This window comes from Dyadobacter fanqingshengii, assembly GCF_023822005.2.
Classification (GTDB): domain Bacteria; phylum Bacteroidota; class Bacteroidia; order Cytophagales; family Spirosomataceae; genus Dyadobacter; species Dyadobacter fanqingshengii.
This window is the reverse complement of record NZ_CP098806.1, coordinates 1,016,979-1,039,619: the sequence shown is the minus strand read 5'-3', so window position 1 is coordinate 1,039,619 and position 22,641 is coordinate 1,016,979. Positions and strand designations below refer to the sequence as shown.

Annotated in this window: 15 protein-coding genes; 3 read left to right on the top strand and 12 right to left on the bottom strand. The window is 47.4% G+C overall.

Annotation, left to right across the window (positions count from 1 at the left end):
- Positions 1-31: 31 nt before the first annotated feature.
- Positions 32-1,144 (bottom strand): AI-2E family transporter, encoded by a 1,113-nt coding sequence (locus NFI81_RS04095; RefSeq protein ID WP_234613950.1) that lies wholly within the window; start codon positions 1,142-1,144, stop codon positions 32-34.
- 87 nt (positions 1,145-1,231) lie between these two features.
- A complete protein-coding gene (locus NFI81_RS04090; protein WP_234613952.1) occupies positions 1,232-2,374 on the bottom strand; it encodes a DUF4249 domain-containing protein in 1,143 nt (380 codons plus the stop codon).
- A gap of 223 nt (positions 2,375-2,597) precedes the next feature.
- On the opposite strand from NFI81_RS04090, the gene NFI81_RS04085 reads away from it, so the two are divergent.
- Together NFI81_RS04085 and NFI81_RS04080 are read left to right on the top strand one after the other, a co-directional pair.
- Positions 2,598-2,873: a carboxypeptidase-like regulatory domain-containing protein gene (locus tag NFI81_RS04085; protein ID WP_234613954.1), complete on the top strand. Its 276-nt coding sequence runs from the start codon at positions 2,598-2,600 to the stop codon at positions 2,871-2,873.
- Positions 2,874-2,922: 49 nt separating this feature from the next.
- Positions 2,923-4,308, top strand: coding sequence for an outer membrane beta-barrel family protein (locus NFI81_RS04080; protein ID WP_234613955.1), 1,386 nt, complete (start codon positions 2,923-2,925; stop codon positions 4,306-4,308).
- Positions 4,309-4,366: 58 nt separating this feature from the next.
- On the opposite strand, the gene NFI81_RS04075 is transcribed toward NFI81_RS04080, so the two are convergent.
- The 9 genes from NFI81_RS04075 to NFI81_RS26475 all read right to left on the bottom strand — a co-directional run bounded on the left by NFI81_RS04075 (position 4,367) and on the right by NFI81_RS26475 (position 17,828).
- Positions 4,367-5,875: a RagB/SusD family nutrient uptake outer membrane protein gene (locus tag NFI81_RS04075; RefSeq protein ID WP_234613956.1), complete on the bottom strand. Its 1,509-nt coding sequence runs from the start codon at positions 5,873-5,875 to the stop codon at positions 4,367-4,369.
- 4 nt (positions 5,876-5,879) lie between these two features.
- Positions 5,880-8,936 (bottom strand): SusC/RagA family TonB-linked outer membrane protein, encoded by a 3,057-nt coding sequence (locus tag NFI81_RS04070; protein ID WP_234613962.1) that lies wholly within the window; start codon positions 8,934-8,936, stop codon positions 5,880-5,882.
- A 303-nt stretch (positions 8,937-9,239) separates the two neighbouring features.
- The gene (locus NFI81_RS04065) at positions 9,240-10,973 is read right to left on the bottom strand and encodes an ATP-binding protein (RefSeq protein ID WP_234613964.1); all 1,734 of its coding nucleotides are present in this window, start codon (positions 10,971-10,973) and stop codon (positions 9,240-9,242) included.
- A 30-nt stretch (positions 10,974-11,003) separates the two neighbouring features.
- Entirely contained in the window at positions 11,004-12,128 is a 1,125-nt protein-coding gene (locus NFI81_RS04060; RefSeq protein ID WP_234613966.1) for a universal stress protein, read from the bottom strand.
- A gap of 44 nt (positions 12,129-12,172) precedes the next feature.
- Complete coding sequence (locus tag NFI81_RS04055) at positions 12,173-13,276, bottom strand: porin (RefSeq protein WP_234613968.1); 1,104 nt, start codon at positions 13,274-13,276, stop codon at positions 12,173-12,175.
- Positions 13,277-13,288: 12 nt separating this feature from the next.
- Positions 13,289-13,846 (bottom strand): K(+)-transporting ATPase subunit C, encoded by a 558-nt coding sequence (locus NFI81_RS04050; protein WP_234613970.1) that lies wholly within the window; start codon positions 13,844-13,846, stop codon positions 13,289-13,291.
- 48 nt (positions 13,847-13,894) lie between these two features.
- Positions 13,895-15,934: a potassium-transporting ATPase subunit KdpB gene (kdpB, locus tag NFI81_RS04045; RefSeq protein ID WP_234613972.1), complete on the bottom strand. Its 2,040-nt coding sequence runs from the start codon at positions 15,932-15,934 to the stop codon at positions 13,895-13,897.
- A gap of 77 nt (positions 15,935-16,011) precedes the next feature.
- Positions 16,012-17,697 carry a potassium-transporting ATPase subunit KdpA gene (kdpA, locus tag NFI81_RS04040; RefSeq protein ID WP_234613976.1) on the bottom strand — a complete coding sequence of 562 codons (1,686 nt, stop codon included), beginning with the start codon at positions 17,695-17,697 and terminating at the stop codon, positions 16,012-16,014.
- Positions 17,698-17,750: 53 nt separating this feature from the next.
- A complete protein-coding gene (locus NFI81_RS26475; protein ID WP_167274753.1) occupies positions 17,751-17,828 on the bottom strand; it encodes a potassium-transporting ATPase subunit F in 78 nt (25 codons plus the stop codon).
- 471 nt (positions 17,829-18,299) lie between these two features.
- On the opposite strand from NFI81_RS26475, the gene NFI81_RS04035 reads away from it, so the two are divergent.
- Entirely contained in the window at positions 18,300-20,738 is a 2,439-nt protein-coding gene (locus NFI81_RS04035) for an ABC transporter permease (RefSeq protein WP_234613977.1), read from the top strand.
- Between the two features lie 84 nt (positions 20,739-20,822).
- Here the strand turns inward: NFI81_RS04035 and NFI81_RS04030 are convergent, their stop codons facing one another.
- Positions 20,823-22,598 (bottom strand): RagB/SusD family nutrient uptake outer membrane protein, encoded by a 1,776-nt coding sequence (locus tag NFI81_RS04030; protein WP_234613978.1) that lies wholly within the window; start codon positions 22,596-22,598, stop codon positions 20,823-20,825.
- Positions 22,599-22,641: the final 43 nt, after the last annotated feature.

Sequence of the window (22,641 nt, the reverse complement as noted above, 5' to 3'; positions counted from 1 at the left end):
TTGAAAAAATTCCTGCTAATGCTGTATTAAACTATTTCTCGCCCATATGCTGCTCATCTTCGACGATCTCCTGAATGGCTGGTTTCGTGTCGGGATGGCTGTCGTCCTCTCCCAGCAGAATCCCCCATGGATTGAGACCTTCTACGCGATCGAATATCACCTTAAAGATGGCGATCACCGGAATTGACAAAAACATGCCTGTAATGCCCCAGATCATTTCGCCAAGGACCAGACCGATAAGGGCGATAAATGTGTTGATCTTTACTTTCGACCCCACAATTTTAGGCATAATGTAATTGCTGTCTATTAAATGTATAACTACAATAGCAACCAAAACAAACACAACCTGACTGGTGCCGGCCGTCGCGAATGTAACGAGGCTGGCGAGTGATAATGCCGTAAAAATGCCGAGATAAGGGATCACATTGAGTATGCCGGAGATAAGCCCAAGCAACAATCCATATTTGACGCCTATGAGCCAGAAAGCAGCACACGAAAGTCCGGTTACCAAAAGCAGCTGCAAAAACAAGCCGACAATGTATTTCTTAACAATGTACTGGACCTGGCTTACCACATCATACACAATCACGCTGTGCTGCTGATCAAACAGCGAAACTGTAAACCGCAGCAACAGCCTTCTATGCAAGAGCATGAAAAATGTATAAAGAAATATGAACAGAAGCGAAAGCAGAATGGAAGAGACGGAAAGCAATGTGTGGCCAAGAATAGAGGTTCCCGTATCCACAGCCTTGGTGGCGGACTCATTAATATAGCTCATTTGCTCTTCATTGTCCACATGAAAAGTAAGCTCGATCCAGCGCTGTAAACTGCTGGTGGTGGCCAGCAATTGCTCCTTGAAAGCAGGCCAATCCTTAGCCAGCGCCGTTAGCTGCGAGCCCAGAATGGTGAAAATCGCGGCGATAGCGGCTGTAAGGCTTATTACTGCCACCATGGAAGATAATGCCCTTGGGAATTTCAGCCGATATTCCAGAAACCCGGCAAATGGCAGCAACAAAAGCGCAAACAGGAACGCAAAAATAAGCGGGGCCAGCAGCGTTTGTCCAATGATAGCAATGTACACCAGCGATATGATGCTTACCAACACATAGGCAAGCCGGGCGTAAAAAGGTAAAGAACGGATCATAATAATTGAATGTAGATATATCTTATCATAACATAATCATGCCTGGGCGAAGCGGAACATATTACAGACATATTCCTTCTGCCCAGATTACCAGAATGAGGGCTTCCGGGTCGTTCCTCCTGCGGTGCGGCAGTCTGCGCAGTCGGGCGTTGCAACCAAGACGTAATCCGCCCTTGGACCCCAATAAGTAAGGAGCAATTTTTGTGTGTTGAAGGCGCACGGATCATCGGGAAACCCGGTGCATTGGACCGGGATGGTGTCCGGCTCGGTACATCTGGGATAAATACCCAGGTTTGGCGAGATCGTGATGCGTTTGGTTTCTTCGGTTGAAGCACTGAAATAACCAAAGACCAGGTTTCGGGGATCAGCAATGTTTTTAATATTTCCTGTGACCTGGCCAGGCTGGGGATCAAAAAGACTCCCCGTCAGCTGTGTTGATTTTGAAAGTTCTGTCCAATATTCGAATGCCGTGCGCGACAGGCCGTATTGTTTCACCAGAATGCTGTATTTTCTAAAAAGCTTGTTAGTTGAAATCGGAACGGTGTTGAGCGGGAGATCTTTAATAATGTCTTCACTGAGCCGGACGGTGCTTCCCAGTAAAATACTGCCGCTATTTTTGTTTCCCCAACATTTGGTAATGTTCTCTTTTCTGGAAACGAGCTGGCTATCCACTATTTCCAGCGCCGATGAATAAGTCGATTCATACTCCCAGGTTTCATCAAACTTCCATCGATAAAATTGCGTTTTGTTCTGCTCATCGTGCGCATTGACGTAAAATATCATTGCGTTTTGGACATTATCCAGTTTGTAGGTGAGGCTGTCAATGGTGGGTGTCTGGCTTACTGTTACAAAATCCGACAGATATTCCTGCCCGTTTCCCGTTTTGATCCTGATCCGGTATTTATCCTGCATATCGTAAGAACCGGGCGGCAGTAAGTAAGTCCCGGGCATGGATTCAGCAAATGCATAGCTCCTTCCTGCTTCTGCTTCAACGACAATGGTTGCCCCGGTTTCGATGAGCGGCTGGTCTGTCTGATTTACATTTTGTGTTCTCCGCAGCTCAATCCGGCTGCTATCGTTGCCGCCCACATTAAAAAATCCATCCACAACCAAATATTGCTCATCCAGGCTCACTTCCGGTGGCGAAAAAGGAACAATACAGCTTTCGAGAATCAGCAGTAATGCTATTAAATATTTGAGGTCGTAAATCCGCTTTAAAAACAATTTCATGAGCAAATTCAATTCGTTTTCAAATAGGTTTAAGTCCTCAATCGATGACATGCTTAGGTCCCTCTGAGACACTGGTCTGTCCTAAAAGGTTGGCACACGGGCAATCTCCTTGCATTAGCCGGGTTGTCTATTGATTGCCACAAATAATTTTAATAGTGCCCGCGTGCAACATTCACGTGCTTTTCTGTCCCTTTGAGGCGGACATTAGCTATGGATCGTTTTTATGAAAAAAATTTTACAGGTTACATTTATCCTGCTCTTCCCCTTGTTTGCTTATTCTCAAAGCTTTATAGTCAGCGGAACAGTTAAAAACCAACAAAATGAGGCCGTTCCGTTTGCAGCTGTTTCGGTTAATAAATCGCTGGACTCTTCGCTGGTAAAAGCAGATGTAGCCGATGACGGCGGCACATTTAAAGTGGCTGGTATAGCAGCGGGAAGCGGATTATTTTATCAATTCAAAAAACACGCTTGGTTTCAGCGTCGACGGCCGTATAAGTAACCATAATGGCGGTGGGCAGAGCGAGACATTCATCAGCAAGCGGAATGATTTGCAAACCGATTCGCTGACACTTTTTTCCCAAACTTCTAATCCCGAAAAAAATAAAAACCTGAACATTAATCTGAATTACCATTATGCAGACACGACCGGTCACGAGCTCAATGTCGACGCCGACTTTGGCCGGTTTGTGTCGCGCGGGATCAGTTATCAGCCAAACAAGTATTTTTTTAGTCTGGATAACAAGGAACCGCTGGAACGGAACTATGTGAGCAAAACGCCCGTCGACATTACGATCCGGTCGTTCAAGGCTGATTATGAACAACGTGTGCAGAAGGGAAAACTGGGCTATGGCTTCAAATTATCGGACGTTAAGTCGGATAACACTTTCGACTTTTACAATGTGATCAGCAATGTTGAGGTCATCGATACCAACCGAAGCAACAGGTTCAAATACACCGAGCGTGTTTATGCAGCTTATGTGAACTATAATGTTCCTTTGGGTAAAAAATGGGATTTGCAGGCGGGGGTGCGGGCGGAACATACCAAGTCATTGGGTGACCTCACGAGCTTCAAACATAATGATCTGGACAAGGTGGACACGACGTATCTCAACTTTTTCCCAAGCGGCGCATTATCATTCAAAGCCTCTAAAAACCACAACTGGAATTTAAATTACAGCCGGCGGATCAATCGGCCGAGTTACCAAAACCTGAACCCGTTTGAATACCGCGTGGATGAGCTTGTTTATTCCAAAGGCAACCCGTTTCTGAAACCAGAATATGCGAACAGCTTCAAACTAACGCACGTTTACAAAGCAAAACTGACCACTTCGGTGGGTTACCGAAGAACGCGGTTTCCGGTGGTGGGCCTGCGGATCCCATACGACAGCAGCCGCACTTACTTCATTACGCAAAATCTGGATCATTCTCAGGGCTTCAACCTGGATGTGAGCATTACAACCGCCATTACCAAATGGTGGGATGTTTATTTCAACATCAGCGGCTATCATAACATCTGGAAAGCGGCGCTGGACAACGGCCTGATCATCAATAACAGCACAACGGCTTTCAATATGAACGGCCAGAGCACATTCAAGCTAAAAAACGACTGGACCCTGGAATTGACGGGCTGGTATAACTCGCCATACCGGCGGATTGACTACAACTGGGCGATGGGCATGATGGACGCGGGCGTCCAGAAAAAATTCTGGAAGAGTAATGCAACGTTGAAACTTTCATTCAGCGATATTTTCCATACGGCAAGAGGCGGATATGAATCGGAATATGCGGGAATCAAAACCAATCTCCGTTTCCGGTTCGAAGGCCAGATGGTTAAAGTGAACTTCAATTATCGTTTCGGGAGCAAAGAAATCAATGCTGCCCGCAGCCGGCGCGCAGGTTCGGAAGATGAATTGAACCGGATCAAAGGCGGTTAAAAAAAGGTGGCGCCGGAGATTTCCCGCGCCACCTTTTTAACATAAGTAACACCCGATATTATGGGTTTTGGGTAAGTTTTGGGTTGCGATCAATTTCTGCTTGTGGTATAAAGAAAATGGTGCGGGCGTCGGTCGGTAAAACCTTTTGCGTAATGTTGGTTGTAGGCGTATTGTTCAGTGAATGTGTTCCCGGATAATTTCTTTCCATGGGTAAATTATTGCGGAACAGGTCATAGGAACGGTGTCCTTCAAACGCGAGTTCAAGCCAGCGCTCCTCCATCACTACATCCAGAGCCTTCTTAGTGCCCAGATTCCCAATGGTGTAGAGCTGATTACCCGACAAGCCTGCGCGTTGACGAAGCAGGTTTACATCTTCCAATGCAGCGGCTGTTTTGCCCGTTTTTGCATTGGCTTCTGCCCGGATCAGGTGCATTTCTGCGAGCCGCAGATATACCGGAGAGCTCAGGTTAATGACGCCTTCCTGCATGGAGTATTTATTGATGTAATACATGGGCGTAGACGGTGTCAACTTCATATTATACTGCAAAACACCGTTTATCGTGTAGGGAGAGATGAAGTTGCTTCTCAGGTCGGCAGGATTTTTAGCCAGGAAATCAACATATTTCTTCGACGCATAAATCTCGGCCCAACCGCTGACACCCTGCCCCTCGGCGATCCCGGAAGCATTGGCGCTGAAATACATGGATCCAATGGCAGAGAATCCCCTATCCTGCACTTTGGTATGGCGGATTGCGAAAATAGTCTCCTGGTTGCTGGCGGGTGCCGTTTTGAAATAACTGCTGAATTCCCCACCCTGCACAAGCTTGTAACGACCCGATTTGATCACCAGGTCGGCGTATTTGATGGCGTTTTCATTCTCGCCTTTGTACAGATACACGCGCGCCAGCAGCGCCTGCGCAACTTCCTTCGATGCAAAAGAGTTTGATTTATCCTCAGACATCAGGTCCGCAGCTTTGATCAGATCCTGGATTACGGAGTCATACACTTCCTTTACCGAACTGCGGGTAATGTTATTGATCGCGTCGTCACTCATGCCGTCCATCAACAGCGGAACCCCCGGATTGTTACCACTTTCCTGCGTATAGGGACGCCCGAAAACACGCACGAGATTGAAATGCATCATGGCTCTCAGATAAAGATTTTCACCCTTGAGCTGGCGCAAAATCACAGACGACTCGTCGGGAACGTAAGCAATGATCTTATTCGCCGCCGCGATCACCTTATAGGCTTGTCCCCAGAAGTTGGTGGCATGACCCGATGTGTTGATATGCGTGTAACGATATGCCCGCGTGAGGTCATCACCCGAAGATTGTCCCTGTGCTATTTCATCACTGGGATACTCCATCAGGAAATGCACACTGCGCACGTAAGCCGCATTCAATAATACGGCATATGTCCCAATGGTCGCCGTTTCAACGTCACCGGCATTAGTAAGCGCCGATTCTTCGTCAATGGAAGTTGTGGGCTCGTAGTATTTTTCACAGGATGCCGTAACAAACAGCAATGCGCCCATGAACAGTAATTTATGTATTGAATATTTTCTCATGATATTAGAATGAAAAGTTGATTCCGATAAGATATTTTTTGCTGATTGGATATCTTAGGCTGGATAATCCTGAGCTTAAATCAACCTGTGTCAAGGTTACTTCCGGATCCGGGCCGGAGAACTTGGTGCCGGTCCAAAGGTTGTCGCCGCTGATAAATACGGATACTCTTGAAAAACCGCTTTTCCCCAAAACATTGTCAGGAAGCGAATAACCCACGCGTACATTTCTCAAACGGATGTAACTGCCATCTTCCAGGTAACGTGACGAAGACTGGTTGGAATCCTTATTCCCTCCCACGATCGGTTTCGGGTGCGTAACCACGTCGCCAGGCTTTTCCCAGCGGCTCCATCCTTTGGCAAGGACCATTTGATTATAACTTTCGTACAAACCGTCGTTATCGAAATAAACGCGACTTTCGTTATACACCCAGTTTCCGTATACAAAGTTGAAGAAAGCAGATAAGGTGAAGTTTTTGTAAGTCAATGTGTTCGAAAGACCTCCAGTGAACTTGGGGGCAGCCGTTTTTCCTGTAAACTGACGCGAGTCGGCGGTTTGTGCCTGGTTGTAAGTGCTGGTCAGCTCCTTGGTAACATTGCCATTTGCATCCTTCACGACTTTTTCCCACTGCGGATCACCATTTTCAGGATTTACACCTGCCCATATCGGCAAATTGTATTCGTCCATATTGTGGCCAACAGCGATCGGCTGGCGCGCGCCTGAGTTGAAAACGGTGGAACCATCACTCAGTTCAAGCACTTTGTTGCGGTTGAAAGCCATGTTCAGGTTGGTTTCCCAATTGAAGCCTTTGGCTTTGATGTTGGTGGTTGTCAGACTGAATTCAACCCCTTTATTGCGGATAGATCCTGCATTCACCCACACATAGCTGTAACCCGTTGTGGCAGCGAGGGGCTTGCGATACAACAGCTCGCTGGCCTCTTTTACGTAAGCATCAACAACAAGGTCAATGCGGTTGAAGAAACTCAGATCAAAACCAACGTTGGACGATCTGATTTTTTCCCAGGTCAGATCCGGGTTCCCTTTTTGAGACGGAGCTGCGCCCGGAAGTCCTGAGTAAGATGCATCAGAAGAAATGGTATATAGACCTAGTGAAGCGAAATTACTGATCCCGTCGGCATTACCCACTGTACCATTGCTTGCACGGACCTTGGCGAATGTGATGGTTTTGTTGTTTTTCAGAAATTCCTCATTGCTTAAAATCCACGATGCGCCTAACTGATAGAAGTTGGCCGTTGAATTGTTTTTTCCAAACAAGGAAGAAAATTCATTTACAAATGACCCTACCAGGAAATATTTGTTGTCGTAGTTATAATCTGCCTGTCCCAGAAACTTACGGAAACCCACCTGCTCGTTAAGTCCCGTTGGATTGGTAAGGATATCTGTCGCCACTGACATTACATCGCGGCCCGGAGGTAAACCCTTGCCCGCTGCGCTGGTGCTGCTCGAATATGTGGTTTCAGCCTCGGCAACACCTAATAGCGTCAGACCATGTTTACCAAAATCCTCCGAATAACGGATGCGGTTCGATGTCAGCAAACGACTGGAATAAGACGTTCCGTTATACAATTCACCGCTGTTGGCGCCGCCCTGCTTGGTGCGTTTGTCATTAAAACTCGCACTCAGGCCATTTCCAAAATTGATCCTGTTATAGGACGACAATGTAATTTTATCAGTTAGCTCGTAATCCAGGTTCACGTCGGTGGTCACCGCCAGACTTTGCGCTTTGGAATAATTGTACGGCACAGAATGCAGGAAACTTTCGCGGTCACGCCCCAGCCAGCCCGGGTATGTCCTGCCATCTATCGGCTGGCCATCTGCATCATAGGCCGGGTCAAACGGAAGGTTGTTGTAGGCATCGTACAAAGTATTACTGTTTGCATAATTGTCCTTATTAAATGTACCATTAAATAACACTTTGGCAGCCAGCCTCCTGGTTAGCTGGGACTGCAGGTTCGCACGAAAATTATAGCCGGTTTTATCATTTTCGATCTGCGTTCCCTGTTCCTTGTAATAATTGGCAGAGATGTAAAAAGTGGTTTTTTCACTTCCTCCGGAGGCAGAAACTGTGTGGTTATTCACAAACCCCGTCCTGAAAGCCTCATCCCACCAATTTGTGTTGGTTTGAAGAACGGATGCTTCACGCGGATAGAACGTGCTTTGGAAATCATACAACTGCTGTGAATTCATCAAGCGGAAGTTTCCGGTCGTAGCTTGCGCAAAGCCCATCGTGTTGGCAAAGCTGATTTCGGTTTTTCCGGCTTTACCCGTTTTGGTGTTGACAATAATAACCCCGTTCGCGGCACGAGATCCATACAAACCGGTTGCGGCAACATCCTTTAATACGGTAATGTTCTCCACATCAACAGGGTTGTAATTTCCGCCAATGTTCCCGTCTACCACAATGAGCGGCGAAGTGCCCGCAGAAATGGTCCCTGCACCGCGGATTAGTATACGTCCTGCGCTGGTAGGATCGCCCGATGCGCTTGAAACCACAACGCCCGGCGCTTTTCCTTGAAGCAGATTAGGAAGCTCATTGGATGTAACGTCTCTCAGCTTTTCATTATTGATCGTCGAGACAGAACTCGACAGGTATTTCACCTTTTTGGCAGAATACCCAACGACTACAACCTGTTCCAGCTGATTGGACGCGGACGTCAAGGCAATGTCGAACACCGTTTGCTGGCCTAATGGCGCTTCAACCGCCGCGTAACCAATGTAACTGAACACCAGCGTAGCATTGCTGATGAGGCTTTCGGGGATAACCATCGAAAAATCCCCGTTGTGGTCAGTCGATGCACCGATGGCATTATTGCCTTTAATGGTAACGGTCACTCCTACGAGCGGTTCTCCCTTTTCGTCTTTCACTTTACCGGTGACGGTCCTGTCCAGGCGGGTTACGTCAACGGTTGCGTGTTTCGTCAATGGGAGCGCGATGCTCTGGGGAGATTGGATGAGGGACATCCCTAACATCATTGCAAGCGGATAGCGCAACGAACGGTTTTTAGGGAACCACATGTTTGGTTTGGGCTTAGGTTTTTTCATTGAAGTAAATTTTTGTTTACGCAACAAAGTAACCGTTTTTTACTTCACATTAATATGGTTCTTTTAAAAATAATGCAATTTTTCCTTTGCGAAAATTTCAAATTGCAATACATATTTTGGGTATTCGCCTCATTATCTTGTTTTTTCTGACATTATCGCGTTCTCGACCACGCAAAATATGTGCACGAGAACGCAGACATTTTATTCTTGAAATAGTCAAAAAACTTGCTTGCGAGTGGTCAAATCATCGCTTGCATCTACGCAAACCATTCGTTATAGCACAACTTGGATTAACCATATTGGTTACGCTTTGGCGAGTTCAAAGTAGAATGTGCTTCCCATGCCAATTTCACTGGCAACACCAATGACTCCGCCCTGTGCTTCTATGAATTCTTTACTAATGGCAAGTCCCAGTCCGGTGCCGGTTTTGGAGCTGCCGGGAATCTGGAAATATCTGTCAAAGATCTTATTCCGATAGCGGCTGTCGATTCCCTTGCCTTCATCCCGAACGGAGAATTTGATGCCGTTCGGGCCGTTTTTAAGTTCGAGCTGCAAGCGGCCTTCCTGCTGTGAATAACGGATGGCATTGGTAAGAAAGTTGATGAGCACCCAGGCCGTTTTTTCCATATCGGCTTTCACATCCGGCAAATTTTCATCCGTTTGCACCACCAGCTCAATTTCCTTTTGTTCCAATGGAATTTTCACCGCGTCCAGCGCATAACGCACAATGGCATACGGACTGCTGGGCTGAATGCTTAGCTGAATGTTGCCTGTTTCCACCTGCGACATGTTGAGCAGCTCGCCGGTAATTTTCAAAAGCCGGTTGCTATCGTCTTTAATGCTTTCCATCAACTGCTTCTGCTCTTCATTCAGCGCGCCGGTCTGCTCGTTTTCCAGGATTTGCAAACTCATTTTAATGGACGAGATAGGCGTTTTCAGCTCGTGGGAAACCGTGGCGATAAAGTTGGTTTTGGCAAAATCCAGTTCTTTAAATGGTGTAATGTTCTTTAAAATAATCACTTGCCCTATAAATTTCTTCTGCCGTTCGCCGGTCGGGATAATCGTAATGTCGACAATTTCCTTTTCGAAATAGCTTTCCTTATCGTCTGCATAAATTTTAAGCGAAGGCGTCGAAGCCTGGGTGGTGAGCCCATTGGATTCCTGCTTTTCCTGGATCAGCACGCGGATCAGATCATTGTGAACGGCCAGATCCACGGCCGATCTCCCCAGCATGTCGCTCATTAACATGCCCGTGATCTTCACTGCCTCATGATTTGCAAAAAGAATGTGCTTGTTCTCATCCAGCCCGATGACCGGCTCGTGCATGTTATTGATCAACGCTTCGGTCCTTTTTTTCTCCATCAGGATCTGCGAAAGGTTGCTGTTGTCATACTCTTCCAGTTTTTCGGCCATGGTGTTGAATGAACTGGCTAATTGACCGAACTCATCTTTTCCTGAAAAATGCAGCCGCTGCGAATAATTCTTCGCGGCAATTTCTTTGATGCTCTCCGTAAGCTCACGGATGGGATTGCCAATGTTGGACGGAAGGTTAATCAGCAGCGTGAGGGCAATTAAAAAACACAATGTGGCCGTGAGGACTATCCCGCCAATGGCGGAACGGACCGAGCCCACAGCGATATCGCTCTTCTTTTGAATGGCCTGCATGTTGATTTTAGCCAATGCTGCCAAATCCCTTCGGACCACAACCGGCAATGTGTCGCTCTGCGGACTGGCCTTTAAAAGATCATAATGATCCTGAACTTTCTGCGTGGCCTCGGCTTCCCCTATTTCTGTCACATTGCGTTGCTGCTTTTCCAGATTCTGGTCAAATGCTTTCCAGGCTTCGGGATTGGTCTTCACCTCGTCCAGCGCAAGCAGCATATGCTGCACATAATCAAGAGTTTGATAGTTATCAGCCAATATATTTTCCGTATCATCTTTGAGGGTGTAAACATGCTTGGCTGCGATCAGGCCCAGGGCCAGGATCAGAAAAAAGAGGGTTCCTAACCCCAGTCTCAGTTTGCTTTTTATTTTCATCTTCGGCTCAAATGTTGCTCAACTTCACGCTCAGGATAAGATTACCAGATCAATGTCGGAAGACGAAAGCTTTTTCAAAAGATTGTTAAAAAGATTTGTGGCCAAAATAACTTTCAAGAGCGTAATATGCGGCTTACCCACACATATTGTTGTGATCTCCCGTTGCTCGGCCACTTCAATGATCGCCTCGGAAATGTTGGCACGCTGTACGCGGACGATCTCGCCCCCCATTTCCGTAGCCAGTTTAAAATTGTTGATCAAATGCCTTTGCTTATCCAAGGCGATCTTGTCCTGGCTTTCCCTGGGCGTCTGCACATATAAAACAAACCATTTACTATTGTAGTAACTCGCCAGTCTGGCCGTTTTTCGGATCACGTGCCGCGCGGTATTTTCGTTGCTGCTGATGCATGCCAGAAATTTCTCACGCCGCGAAGCCACCATTTTCGGTATTTCCGATTCGACCTTCCGTTCCACCTGGCTCGCCACTTCTTTCAATGCCAGTTCCCTTAATTGCAGGATGTGGTCTGCTTTGAAAAAGTTGCTGAGCGCGGTCTGTATTTTTTCCGGTTTATAAATTTTACCTTCCTTTAACCGCGTGATCAGCTCATCGGCAGTAAGGTCAATGTTAACCACTTCATCTGCCGCGCCCAACACGCTGTCGGGGATTCGTTCCCTCACTTCCACGCCGGTAATGCCTTTCACTTCCTCGTTCAGGCTTTCGATATGCTGAATGTTCACAGCGCTGATAACATTGATGCCGGCGTCCAGAATTTCCAGCACATCCTGCCAGCGCTTGTCGTTTTTGCTGCCTTCAATGTTGGTATGGGCCAGCTCGTCCACAATCACCACTTCCGGGCGCAGGCTTATCACCGCCTGCACGTCCAGCTCGTCGAGTTCTTTTCCTTTGTAAAACAGTTTTCGCCTGGGAATGACGGGCAGGCCATCCAGTAAATCGTGTGTTTCTTTTCGGTTGTGGGTTTCTATATAGCCAATTTTTACATCGATACCATTGCGAAGAAGCGCGTGCGCCTCCTGCAACATACGGAAAGTTTTGCCCACGCCGGCGCTCATGCCAATGTAGATCTTGAACTTTCCGCGCCTCGACCTTTTGATCAGATCAAGAAAATGTTGTGCATTAGGGCTGGTTTCGGACATCTTGTGTATCGATTAATCAATGTGCATTAATAACCCTGCTCCAATCAGAACGCAATGGATAGGGATGTGGTGAGGAATAGATTGTCTTTTCTGAATGTCTGTTCTGATGTCCCGGCACTCGTTCTTTCCAGAAAAATGCGGTCCTTACTGTTCAAATTCCTGGCTTCTACACGCCAGAGCACGCCCGGGAAAATGGCATAGTCCACATTGACCGAAAGGCCGAAGGTCTGAAATCCGTTCGTGGTGCCCGTTGAGATAATAACCCCGTTTTTGTCTTGAAAATACTCTCCCCTCGCTGCCATGTTAACCCGGGCCGAAGGTGAATATCGGGCGATTAGCACGGGCACAAACCAGTTGTTATAATCGCTGCTGCCTTTCGCTTTTTGCTCGGTTCCATAATCAAAACCAGCAGTTACACCGAATTTTTCGCTGACCTGGAAAACGCCGTAAAAATTATGATAATAACGCATTAACCGCAAGCTGTCGGGCTTATCGTTCCCTATGAAAGTGCTGTAATTCAATGTGATTGTCGTTGCAGGTTTGTATGTTACCTGGGTGCCAAAGGCCGGGGTGGTGTTACCGTCGACTCTCTGGATTCGCTGCCAGCCATTTAAATACATGGCCGATACATACAGCTTTTCGTCTTTCGTGGTAAAACCCAATTTCACACCGGATTCAAAATATGGCGTGTTTTCAGCAACCAGGCTCCTCGTCATCGCCCAGTTGTCTTTCCCTATGGCACTTTCAAAACCAATGTGCGAAGGCATAATGCCGGCATCGATCCACAGGTTGTTATTTTTTGAGATTTTAACACCCACATTTGCTTCAAAAACATTTTTTAAGACGCCCGGCTCGGCCGCATAGTTGGCATTCATATAGGTCCCGGTGGCCAGCGCCAGGTTTCCTCGTACACGATCCGTGGTATAGTTTGCCTTGATAAAACCCAGGTTCAAATTCACCTCCCCGACCCTGTTGAAGTTGTAAATAAAACCAGGCGCTGTATTGTTCACCGGCCTGTTGAAATCATAATTGTAATAAGCTTCTGCGTAACCGCTGATCGTTAGCGGATTTTTGGTTTCGGTAGAATCCTGGGCCATAACCGGTTTGAAAATCATCAAACCCAATGCAGCCAATAATAATCTTTTCATAAGGGAATATTTTTATAGTTTTTCCAAAGCAATGTTCAGGTTCAGCACATTCACTTTCTCAGGCCCGAACATACCCAGCAATGGTTTCTCCGTATTTGAATTCACGATTTGTCTGATTTTATCTTCTGTTGTGTTGCGTGCGGCAGCAATCCTTTTGACCTGCACCAGCGCGGCTTTGGGCGAAATGTCGGGATCAAGACCGCTGCCGCTGGCGGTTACCAGCTCCACAGGAATGTCTTTTTTGTCAATTCCGGGGTTATGGATTAAAAAAGTATCGATCCGCGCCTGCACAATGCCCAGATATTCCTTGTTGGAAGGGCCTTTGTTACTGCCCCCGCTGCCGGCCGCATTATAGGCTACCGCGGAAGGGCGGCTGTTGAAAAACCGGTCTTCGGTAAATGCTTGACCAATATTTGCGTAATAGCGCTTGCCGTTGGCTTTCACCACTTCACCATGTCCATGATTAGGAGCAAGTTGCGCAATGCCCCAAACGATTGCAGGATAGAGAGCACCGAAAAAAATCAGTGTGATCAATGTTAATTTAATAGCGGGAAATATGTTCGTTTTCATTGTTTGCGCTTTCATTAAAGCTGTTTTTGAATACTTTTTATTTGATATCTAAATCCAGATGCTCACCACCATATCAATCACCTTAATGCCTGCAAACGGGATGAGTATGCCGCCCAGTCCGTAGATGAACAGGTTCCTTCTGAGCAGCGCACTTGCCCCGATAGGCTTGTAGGCAACGCCTTTCAATGCGAGCGGGATGAGGAAAGGGATAATGATGGCATTGAAAATCACGGCAGACAGGATTGCACTTTCGGGACTGTTCAAGTCCATAATGTTCAGACCTTTGAGTGCCGGTATGCTGGCAATGAAGAGGGCCGGAATAATGGCGAAATATTTAGCGACGTCATTGGCAATCGAAAAGGTGGTTAATGTGCCGCGCGTCATTAAAAGCTGCTTTCCGATCTCCACGATCTCGATCAGTTTGGTGGGATCATTATCGAGGTCCACCATGTTACCGGCTTCTTTTGCAGCCTGCGTTCCGCTGTTCATGGCCACGCCGACATCGGCTTGGGCCAGCGCAGGAGCGTCGTTTGTGCCGTCGCCCATCATGGCTACCAGTTTACCGCCTTCCTGTTCCTTCTTGATGTAGTTCATCTTATCCTCCGGCTTAGCCTCGGCGATAAAGTCGTCCACACCTGCTTTTTCAGCTATAAATTTGGCCGTTAAGGGGTTGTCGCCCGTTACCATCACCGTCTTAACGCCCATTTTGCGCAGCCTTTCAAAACGTTCGCTAATGCCCGGTTTGATAATGTCCTGTAATTCAATCACACCCAAAACCCTTTCATTTTCTGAAACAACCAGCGGCGTGCCTCCATTGCTGGAAATCAATTCCACCTTTTCCCGGATCTCCGCCGGAAACTGATTGCCCGCTTGCAGGACCATATTTTTGATAGAATCAAAAGCCCCTTTACGAATGCGCGTATCATCAAAATCAACCCCTGAACTGCGGGTCTCAGCTGTAAATTTGATAAACTTCGGATCCCTGATCTGGTAGGTTGTTGGCGTGGCATTGGCCAGTTCCAGGATGGATTTTCCTTCGGGGGTTTCATCCGAAATGGAGCTTAGCACAGCACTTTTTACGAAATGATTTTCCGGTACGCCGTTGGCCGTGTGAAAGCGGGTCGCCTTCCGGTTACCAATCGTAATGGTCCCGGTTTTGTCGAGCAGCAGCACATCAATGTCGCCCGCCGTTTCCACGGCCTTACCCGATTTGGTGATCACATTCGCGCGCAGCGCACGGTCCATACCAGCAATGCCAATGGCGGAAAGCAAACCGCCGATCGTGGTCGGGATGAGGCACACGAATAGGGAAATAAATGCGGCAATGGTGATGGGCGTATTGGAAAAATCTGCAAAAGGTTTCAATGTCACGCAAACAATCACGAACACAAGGGTAAACCCGGCCAAAAGGATGGTTAATGCAATCTCGTTTGGTGTTTTCTGGCGGCTCGCACCTTCCACGAGTGCGATCATTTTATCCAGAAAACTTTCCCCGGGAGCCGTGGTGACCATTACTTTGATCTTATCCGACAGCACTTTCGTGCCGCCGGTCACGCTGCTTTTATCGCCGCCTGCTTCCCGTATCACCGGGGCCGACTCGCCCGTGATCGCACTTTCATCAATGGTCGCCAAACCTTCGATGATCTCGCCGTCGGTAGGAATATTATCCCCGGCTTCACAAATGAAAATGTCTCCCTTTTTCATCTGCGCGGACATTATGCTTTCGGTCGCTACGGCAAAGCCCGGCCTGTTTTCGACAACCAGTTTGGCAGGCGTTTCTTCACGCGTCTTCCGCAAGCTGTCGGCCTGCGCTTTTCCCCGGGCCTCGGCAATGGCTTCGGCGAAATTGGCAAAAAGCAATGTGAGCAGGAGGATGAGAAAGATCACAAAATTGTAAGCGAAACTACCCTGCGTGGTGTTTCCGGATAAGATCCAGATACAGACCGCAAACATAATCGCTGTGCCTATCTCCACCGTGAACATAACCGGGTTACGGAACAGGACTTTGGGATTGAGTTTGATAAAAGACTGCTTTAAAGCTTCGTTCACCAGATCCTTTTGGAACAAGGATGCATTTTGAGTTTTCATAAATGTATAGAGGTTACCGCCGTTCGGCTTCGCGCTCGTTTTATGTTTTGAATTTGGTTTTCGCTGATTAGGCCCGTTTACAAGCTGAAATATTCGGCTATGGGCCCAAGCGTCAGCGATGGGAAAAATGACAGCGCGGTGATGATCATGATGACAGCCAGCACCATCATGCCGAATGTTGCAGAATCGGTGCGAAGTGTGCCTGCGCTCTCGGGAATGTGTTTTTTATTGGCCAAAAGTCCGGCAATGGCAACAGGCCCGATGATCGGAATGAACCGCGAAAGGATCAAAACAAAGCCGGTGGTAATGTTCCACCAGGGATTGTTATCGCCAAGGCCTTCGAAACCGCTGCCGTTATTGGCTGCCGATGAAGTGTATTCATAAAGCATTTCGCTGAACCCGTGGAAGCCGGGATTATTCAGGTTTGCCAGGGTAATTTCGGGAAACGCTGCCGCCAGCGCAGTGCCTGCGAGGATGAGCAGAGGATGCAAAAGCGCGACGATCATGGCAATTTTCATTTCACGGCCTTCAATTTTTTTACCCAAAAACTCAGGTGTACGTCCCACCATTAACCCGCTGATAAAAACGGCCAGAATAATGAAGATGAAAAAATTGAGTATCCCTACCCCGCATCCGCCGTAAAAAGCATTGGTCATCATGGCGAGCAGCTGCATCATTCCGGACAGCGGCATCGTGCTGTCGTGCATGGCATTTACCGAGCCCGTGGATATAACGGTGGTTGCTATACTCCAAAAACCGGAAGCCGCACTGCCTAGCCGCGACTCTTTCCCTTCCATCGCGCCCGATCCCATGTCAATGCCCATCTGCGCAATGGCCGGATTACCCTGGACTTCCCAGACGACGGTAGGAATACATAGCACCAGGAACCCCACGGTCATGACCCCGAAAATCATCCGTGCCATTTTTTTCTTTTTCAAAAAGAAACCCAGCGCAAAGATCATGGCGAGCGGGACGATCATCTGGGAAAACATTTCGACCATATTGGTCAGGTAATTCGGATTTTCCAGTGGATGTGCAGAGTTGGCGCCGTAAAACCCGCCGCCATTGGTTCCCAGATGCTTGATAGCGACAAAGGCAGCCACAGGCCCCGTGGATACGCCAACCGTATCGCCCTGCATGCTGATCATACTGTCTTTACCCGCCAATGTCATGGGTGTTCCGTTAAAAGCCAGCACGCTGGCGACGAAAATGGAAGCCGGCAACAAAATCCGGGTGCAGGAGATGAGCATCAGGTGATAGAAATTCCCAAGCTTATCAGCCGTTTTTTCTTTTAATGCAATAAATAAAACGACGGCTGCGGCCATGCCTGTTCCAGCGCTCACAAAATGCAGGAACATTAAAAACAGCTGGGATAAATAACTCACCCCGCTTTCTCCCGAATAATGCTGCAGGTTGCAGTTAACCACAAATGAAATCGTCGTATTGAATGCAAGATCAGCCGATTGCCCGGGATTTCCATCCGGGTTCAGCGGCAGCCAGCCCTGGTTCATCAGGATAAACATGCCCAGCAGGAACCACACAAAATTAATCGTAAGTAAGGCTGCCAAATGCTGTTTCCAGTTCATTCCGGCCTTTTGGTCAATGCCGCTGATGCGGAAAAATATGCTTTCGATTGGATTGAAGATCGGGTCCAACAGCATTTTTTCACCTGCGTAGACTTTCGCAATGTACCTGCCAAATGGGACTGCCATCAGGATCGTAATTGCGTACATGGCTATAATGCCTAAAATTTCTGTGTTCATTTTTAAAATAGTTATCAGGCAGCTTGTCATTTAAGCTGTCGCGATCCGTGGAGTTAGAATTTTTCGGGCTTGATCAATACGTAGCACATATAGAAAAACACGCCGATTGACACAATGAATAATGCAGCCATGATCAGATTTTTTCAAAAAAATGGACGGTTTGATAAAACAGCGCAAAGCACAGGCAGCCCGCGGCCACTAAGAGGATTGTTAACATGAGATTTGATTTTAGATGAATGCTTTTCAATTTAAAATTGGTTTGCTGGCTCAAACAGGTTAAACATTGTTCCAAAAGCATCTCACTTTAAATAACAATCAGATTATCAGATAATTATAATAATTTTCAAGCTAGTGCCAGCATAATTAAGCCTATCAAAATGATAAGGAATTCCATTTTGATAGGTTCATTCAATAGATTCTTAAATTCCGCAACCCTGGACGAATGCCCGAATGTCCACGCAATTAATAAACGTTCGTTATCGAACAGAATTTACGTTGAATTTTCACCTAAATGATTGATTTTGAATACCTAACGAGAAGGGCATGGAATTTTTGAACTCCATAATACTGGGACCTTTTCTTAACCTTTTTCCATCTAAATCATGATCGGAAGCTACTTCAAAACATCGGGACGCAGCTTGATGCGCAATAAGCTGTTCTCCTCCATCAACATTATCGGCCTTGCCATCAGTATGTCTGTTGGTTTACTGCTCATAGCGTTCGTGCTCGACCTGCGTTCGTACGACAAGTTTCATAAGCATGGTGACAGGATTTATCGTATTACCAATGTTGCGACATTCAAAGGTGAGCAAAGTGGCAGCAAATATTCGTCGACATCCATAAAAACGGGCAAACTCATCCGGGAAAAAGTAACCGGCGTTGAGGAAGTGGCTATCCTGCGCAACGATTTTTCGCAGGATGCGCAGGTGGGCGGCAATGTGCTTCCGATCAAAGGCTTCTGGGCCGAGCCGTCGCTTTTCAGGATATTTTCGTTTCCCATGCTGGAAGGCAATCCCGAAACAGCGCTGAAAGATCCCTACTCGATCGTTCTGACTGAGACAGCAGCGGAAAAGTTGTTTGGCGACGGTTCAGCGCTCGGCAAATCGATCAAATTCGACACACTCGATTACCTGGTTACGGGCATCATGAAGGACGTCCCGTTCTTTTCGCATATCAGCTTTGAAGCATTGGTGTCACTGTCAACAGCGCGCCAGCTTAATAAAAATGACAGGAATTTCGAAGACTGGGCAAATATGTTTTCGAACTCTGTATATCTGATGCTGCCTGAAAACGCAGATATCGCAGCCAGCCGCGCAGCTATTCAGTCGCAGCTGAACGCAATTGCAAAAGAGGAAAATCTTTCGGAGGAAGAAGCGAAGATCCAGCTGGAACTGCTTCCGTTGCATGACATTGTCATTGGAGAAAACCTTCATTCCGGCTCCATGAGCGGCTCTTCGGGTCCGCATATGCCTCCTGTTGTGCTCTGGATATTGGGCGGGCTTGCGCTGGTGGTTATCTTATCGGCGTGTTTTAATTACACCAATCTTTCCATAGCACGGGCTATGCGGCGTTTCAAGGAAGTGGGCCTTCGCAAAGCGATCGGCGCGCAAAAATATCAGATCAAGCAACAGTTCCTCGCCGAAGCGATCATGATCTCCCTCTCTGCTCTGCTGCTTTCTTTTGTCATCTTCCTGGTTTTGCGGCCGCAACTCATCAACATGGCACCGGAGATGCAACGAACTGTGACGCTTAATCTCACGCCTGCAATGGTCGTGGCTTTCATCCTCTTTTCGGTGACAGTGGGTGTTATGGCCGGCCTTATGCCTGCGGTTTTTTTCTCGAAGGTCAGCGCGATCAATGCGCTGAGGAATGTGTCGTCTGTAAAATCATTTAAACCCATCACATTCAGGCGCGCGCTGGTGGTGATACAATATACGGTAACGCTGATTTTTATAACAACAACCGCCGTAGGCTATGTGCAGTATAAGAACATTCTGGCATTTGACCTCGGGTTCAATACGGAGAACATTCTGAACATCAATATGCAGGGCAACAAACCCGATGCAATGGTGAAGGAACTGAGCGAGATGCCGGAAGTAACCGCCGTGTCCCGGTCGCTGATCATCACGAGCGTGGGGAATGCGTGGGGCGGTTATATGAAGTACAAAGATTCCCGCGATTCCGCGTTGGTGATGACCAATAATGTAGACGAAAACTATATGCCGCTGCATGGATACAAGCTCGTTGCCGGAGGAAATTTCATAGGAAGACCCACCACGGGCGACGCCGCCCGCGAACTGATTGTCAATCAGCAGTTTTTGAAACGCTTCAACATCGGTAACGGCGATCCCGCGAAAGCAATCGGAGAAGAGATCACATTCAGTAATTTCAAATTCAACGGGCACCGGATGACCATCGTCGGCGTCATGAAAGATTTTCATTACGGCAAAGTTGAAAACCTCATCGAGCCCGTTGCATTCATGTTCTGGACACCGGAAAACGGCGCAGTGGTGAATGCAAAAATACAAAGCAAAGACATGATGGCTACCATGGCGAAAATTGAATCCACCTGGAAAAAGATCGATCGCGTACATCCTTTGGAAGCTGAGTTTTACGAAGATTCCATTGAAGAAGCATACAGCGAATTTTCGACCATGATCAAGATCATTGGCTTCCTGTCGTTCCTGGCCATTTCTATTGCTTCCATGGGTTTGTTCGGAATGGTGGTGTTTACAACCGAAACGAGGCTGAAAGAGATCGGGATCCGGAAAGTAATGGGTGCAAGTTCGGGCAACCTGGTTTATTTGCTGAGTCGCGGTTTTCTGGTTCTTTTGTCCATATCGGCAGTTATCGCGCTGCCTGTCACTTACCTTTTCTTCGAAAGTTTTGTGCTGACTAAATTCCCTTATCACACACCCGTGCAAATTTTCGAGCTTTTTGCCGGCTTACTGGCCGTCCTGGTCATTGCATTTGTCATGATCGGCTCACAGACGATGAAAGCCGCGAGAAGCAATCCGGTTGAGGTTCTGAAAAGTGAGTAGAGATTAAAAATTAATAAAGGTTATGTAAATCAAAAACCGCCCGTCTGAATAACGGGCGGTTTTTGCGATTAAAAATATCAGATGTTAAAGAGGTGCCACTTCTTCCAACGGCGGCACATTCTTTTCTGACCCTACATAACCCTTATTTTGATTAATCCTGCCCTGCGCATTTGCAGTGATCATATTATCGGCAATCGGCCATTGAAAATTGTGAGGAGCTATGCGGGGACTTTGACCCAAAAATGAAAGATCCGCATAATGGTCGTAAAAATTGTTGTGCTTGTCTACGCGGTCAAAAAACCAGTTTTTTTCATGAATGCTGGTCAGATTGTAACCATTGATCCCTTTTGAAGCCATAATATAGGACACCCGGTTCAGCTCGTTCTGACGCGGCTCCTCCGCAAAAAGTTCGCGTGCGCGCTCATCGAAAATATAGTCGATCGTTACATCGCCGGCTTTAATCGGCAATGCTTTGGCACGCGTTCTCACCTGATTGATATCCTCTGCCGCGGCAGCCATTTGTCCCAGCCAGTAATGTGCTTCTGCTCTCAGCAAATAGGTTTCTGCCAGCCTGAAAATATACCAATCGCCATTGCTTCCCAGCGGGATCCCGGTTTGTCCAGGTTTGTTGGGCACATAGGTTTTATACCAGGGCATGGCAAATATCCGCGCCCAGTATTCCGAGGGCACATCCATATTTTTGGGATCAAATGGCTTGCGATACTGGCTCGATGCGGGGTTGTTGTAAAATAACTCCTCACGGTCCCACCAGTTAATGTTTGCGCGTCTGAGATCCGAAGTGGTTTTATAGTCGAAACCATTTTCCTTCCAGATATTATAAGCCTGGTAATCCGATATCGCCACATCGCAGTTTCCCCGGCCAAGCGAATCATAAAGCGTTCCGGAAGCAATCATTCCCAGGTTACCGTCCTTATCCTTCGCCACTGCATTGTTATACCATGCACAATGGTAAACGCGCATGGTAAAAAGCCCCACTGTCCGGGCTGCCTGCGGCGCCTCCCAACGGTCTACAAAGGCCAGGATCGTTTCCTTATTGGCTGCAATGTTCTTGTTTTCAGGGCGGTGCAGGTCCCAGATCACATTCTTGCTGGCCACGCCTGCCTCACTGCCGAAGCGGCTGCCCATGAGCGCATACGGACCGCTGATCACGCGGGTGGCTGCATTCACGGCTTTCTGGAACTCCATATTGGCGAGGTAAATTTTGGTAAGCAAATGGTCCGCTGCCCCTTTGGTAGGAATGCCCGGACTTGCAGTTACCGGCATCCATTGCGTCGCAAATTCCATGTCTGCCTGAATTTTGTCCAGAATAGCCCAGCGCGAATGAGTTTTAAAATCAAGTTTTACGCCCTTCACTTCTTCCTGCACAAATGGCAAGTCGCCATAGTTGCCCACCAGCCGGTAATACCAGTACGAACGATGCCACAATGCCTCAGCCAGGATTTGGTTTTTTTCCTCTTCACTTTTCCAGGTAATGTTGTCAATGCGGCTGATGATCGTATTGGCATTCTTAACCATGGCGAAAATGTCATTGATCTGGGTCACAAACTGCTGGTAATTATCCGAATTGGGCGTCAGCATGGTAAAATCCATTTGCAGCCAGGGAACACCGGATTCCGAGGCAGCCGACTGGTGCGCCATGAAATTTTTCTGGGCAGTTTGCTCGCGGGTGAGGTCTTTTCTCATGGTGATCAAAAGGGCTTCATAACCCTGTTTATCAACGAACACATTCTCCGGCGTGAAAAACGAAAGCGGTTCCGGTTTAAGAAAATCTTTGGAACAAGAGGTCAGCAGCCACGCGAACCCCATTAAGCTGGCGAAAATGAATTTCATTGGTCTCATTTCTTTCCTGTTTTAATGTCTGGTTAAATGTTTTTGGAGCCGG

Bases quoted from the DNA above. Each gene is read 5' to 3' on its own strand.
- NFI81_RS04095 (WP_234613950.1), bottom strand. From the start codon at position 1,144: ATGATCCGTTCTTTACCTTTTTACGCCCGGCTTGCCTATGTGTTGGTA.
- NFI81_RS04090 (WP_234613952.1), bottom strand. From the start codon at position 2,374: ATGAAATTGTTTTTAAAGCGGATTTACGACCTCAAATATTTAATAGCA.
- NFI81_RS04085 (WP_234613954.1), top strand. From the start codon at position 2,598: ATGAAAAAAATTTTACAGGTTACATTTATCCTGCTCTTCCCCTTGTTT.
- NFI81_RS04075 (WP_234613956.1), bottom strand. From the start codon at position 5,875: ATGAGAAAATATTCAATACATAAATTACTGTTCATGGGCGCATTGCTG.
- NFI81_RS04070 (WP_234613962.1), bottom strand. From the start codon at position 8,936: ATGAAAAAACCTAAGCCCAAACCAAACATGTGGTTCCCTAAAAACCGT.
- NFI81_RS04065 (WP_234613964.1), bottom strand. From the start codon at position 10,973: ATGAAAATAAAAAGCAAACTGAGACTGGGGTTAGGAACCCTCTTTTTT.
- NFI81_RS04060 (WP_234613966.1), bottom strand. From the start codon at position 12,128: ATGTCCGAAACCAGCCCTAATGCACAACATTTTCTTGATCTGATCAAA.
- NFI81_RS04055 (WP_234613968.1), bottom strand. From the start codon at position 13,276: ATGAAAAGATTATTATTGGCTGCATTGGGTTTGATGATTTTCAAACCG.
- NFI81_RS04050 (WP_234613970.1), bottom strand. From the start codon at position 13,846: ATGAAAACGAACATATTTCCCGCTATTAAATTAACATTGATCACACTG.
- kdpB (WP_234613972.1), bottom strand. From the start codon at position 15,934: ATGAAAACTCAAAATGCATCCTTGTTCCAAAAGGATCTGGTGAACGAA.
- kdpA (WP_234613976.1), bottom strand. From the start codon at position 17,697: ATGAACACAGAAATTTTAGGCATTATAGCCATGTACGCAATTACGATC.
- NFI81_RS26475 (WP_167274753.1), bottom strand. From the start codon at position 17,828: ATGGCTGCATTATTCATTGTGTCAATCGGCGTGTTTTTCTATATGTGC.
- NFI81_RS04035 (WP_234613977.1), top strand. From the start codon at position 18,300: ATGATCGGAAGCTACTTCAAAACATCGGGACGCAGCTTGATGCGCAAT.
- NFI81_RS04030 (WP_234613978.1), bottom strand. From the start codon at position 22,598: ATGAGACCAATGAAATTCATTTTCGCCAGCTTAATGGGGTTCGCGTGG.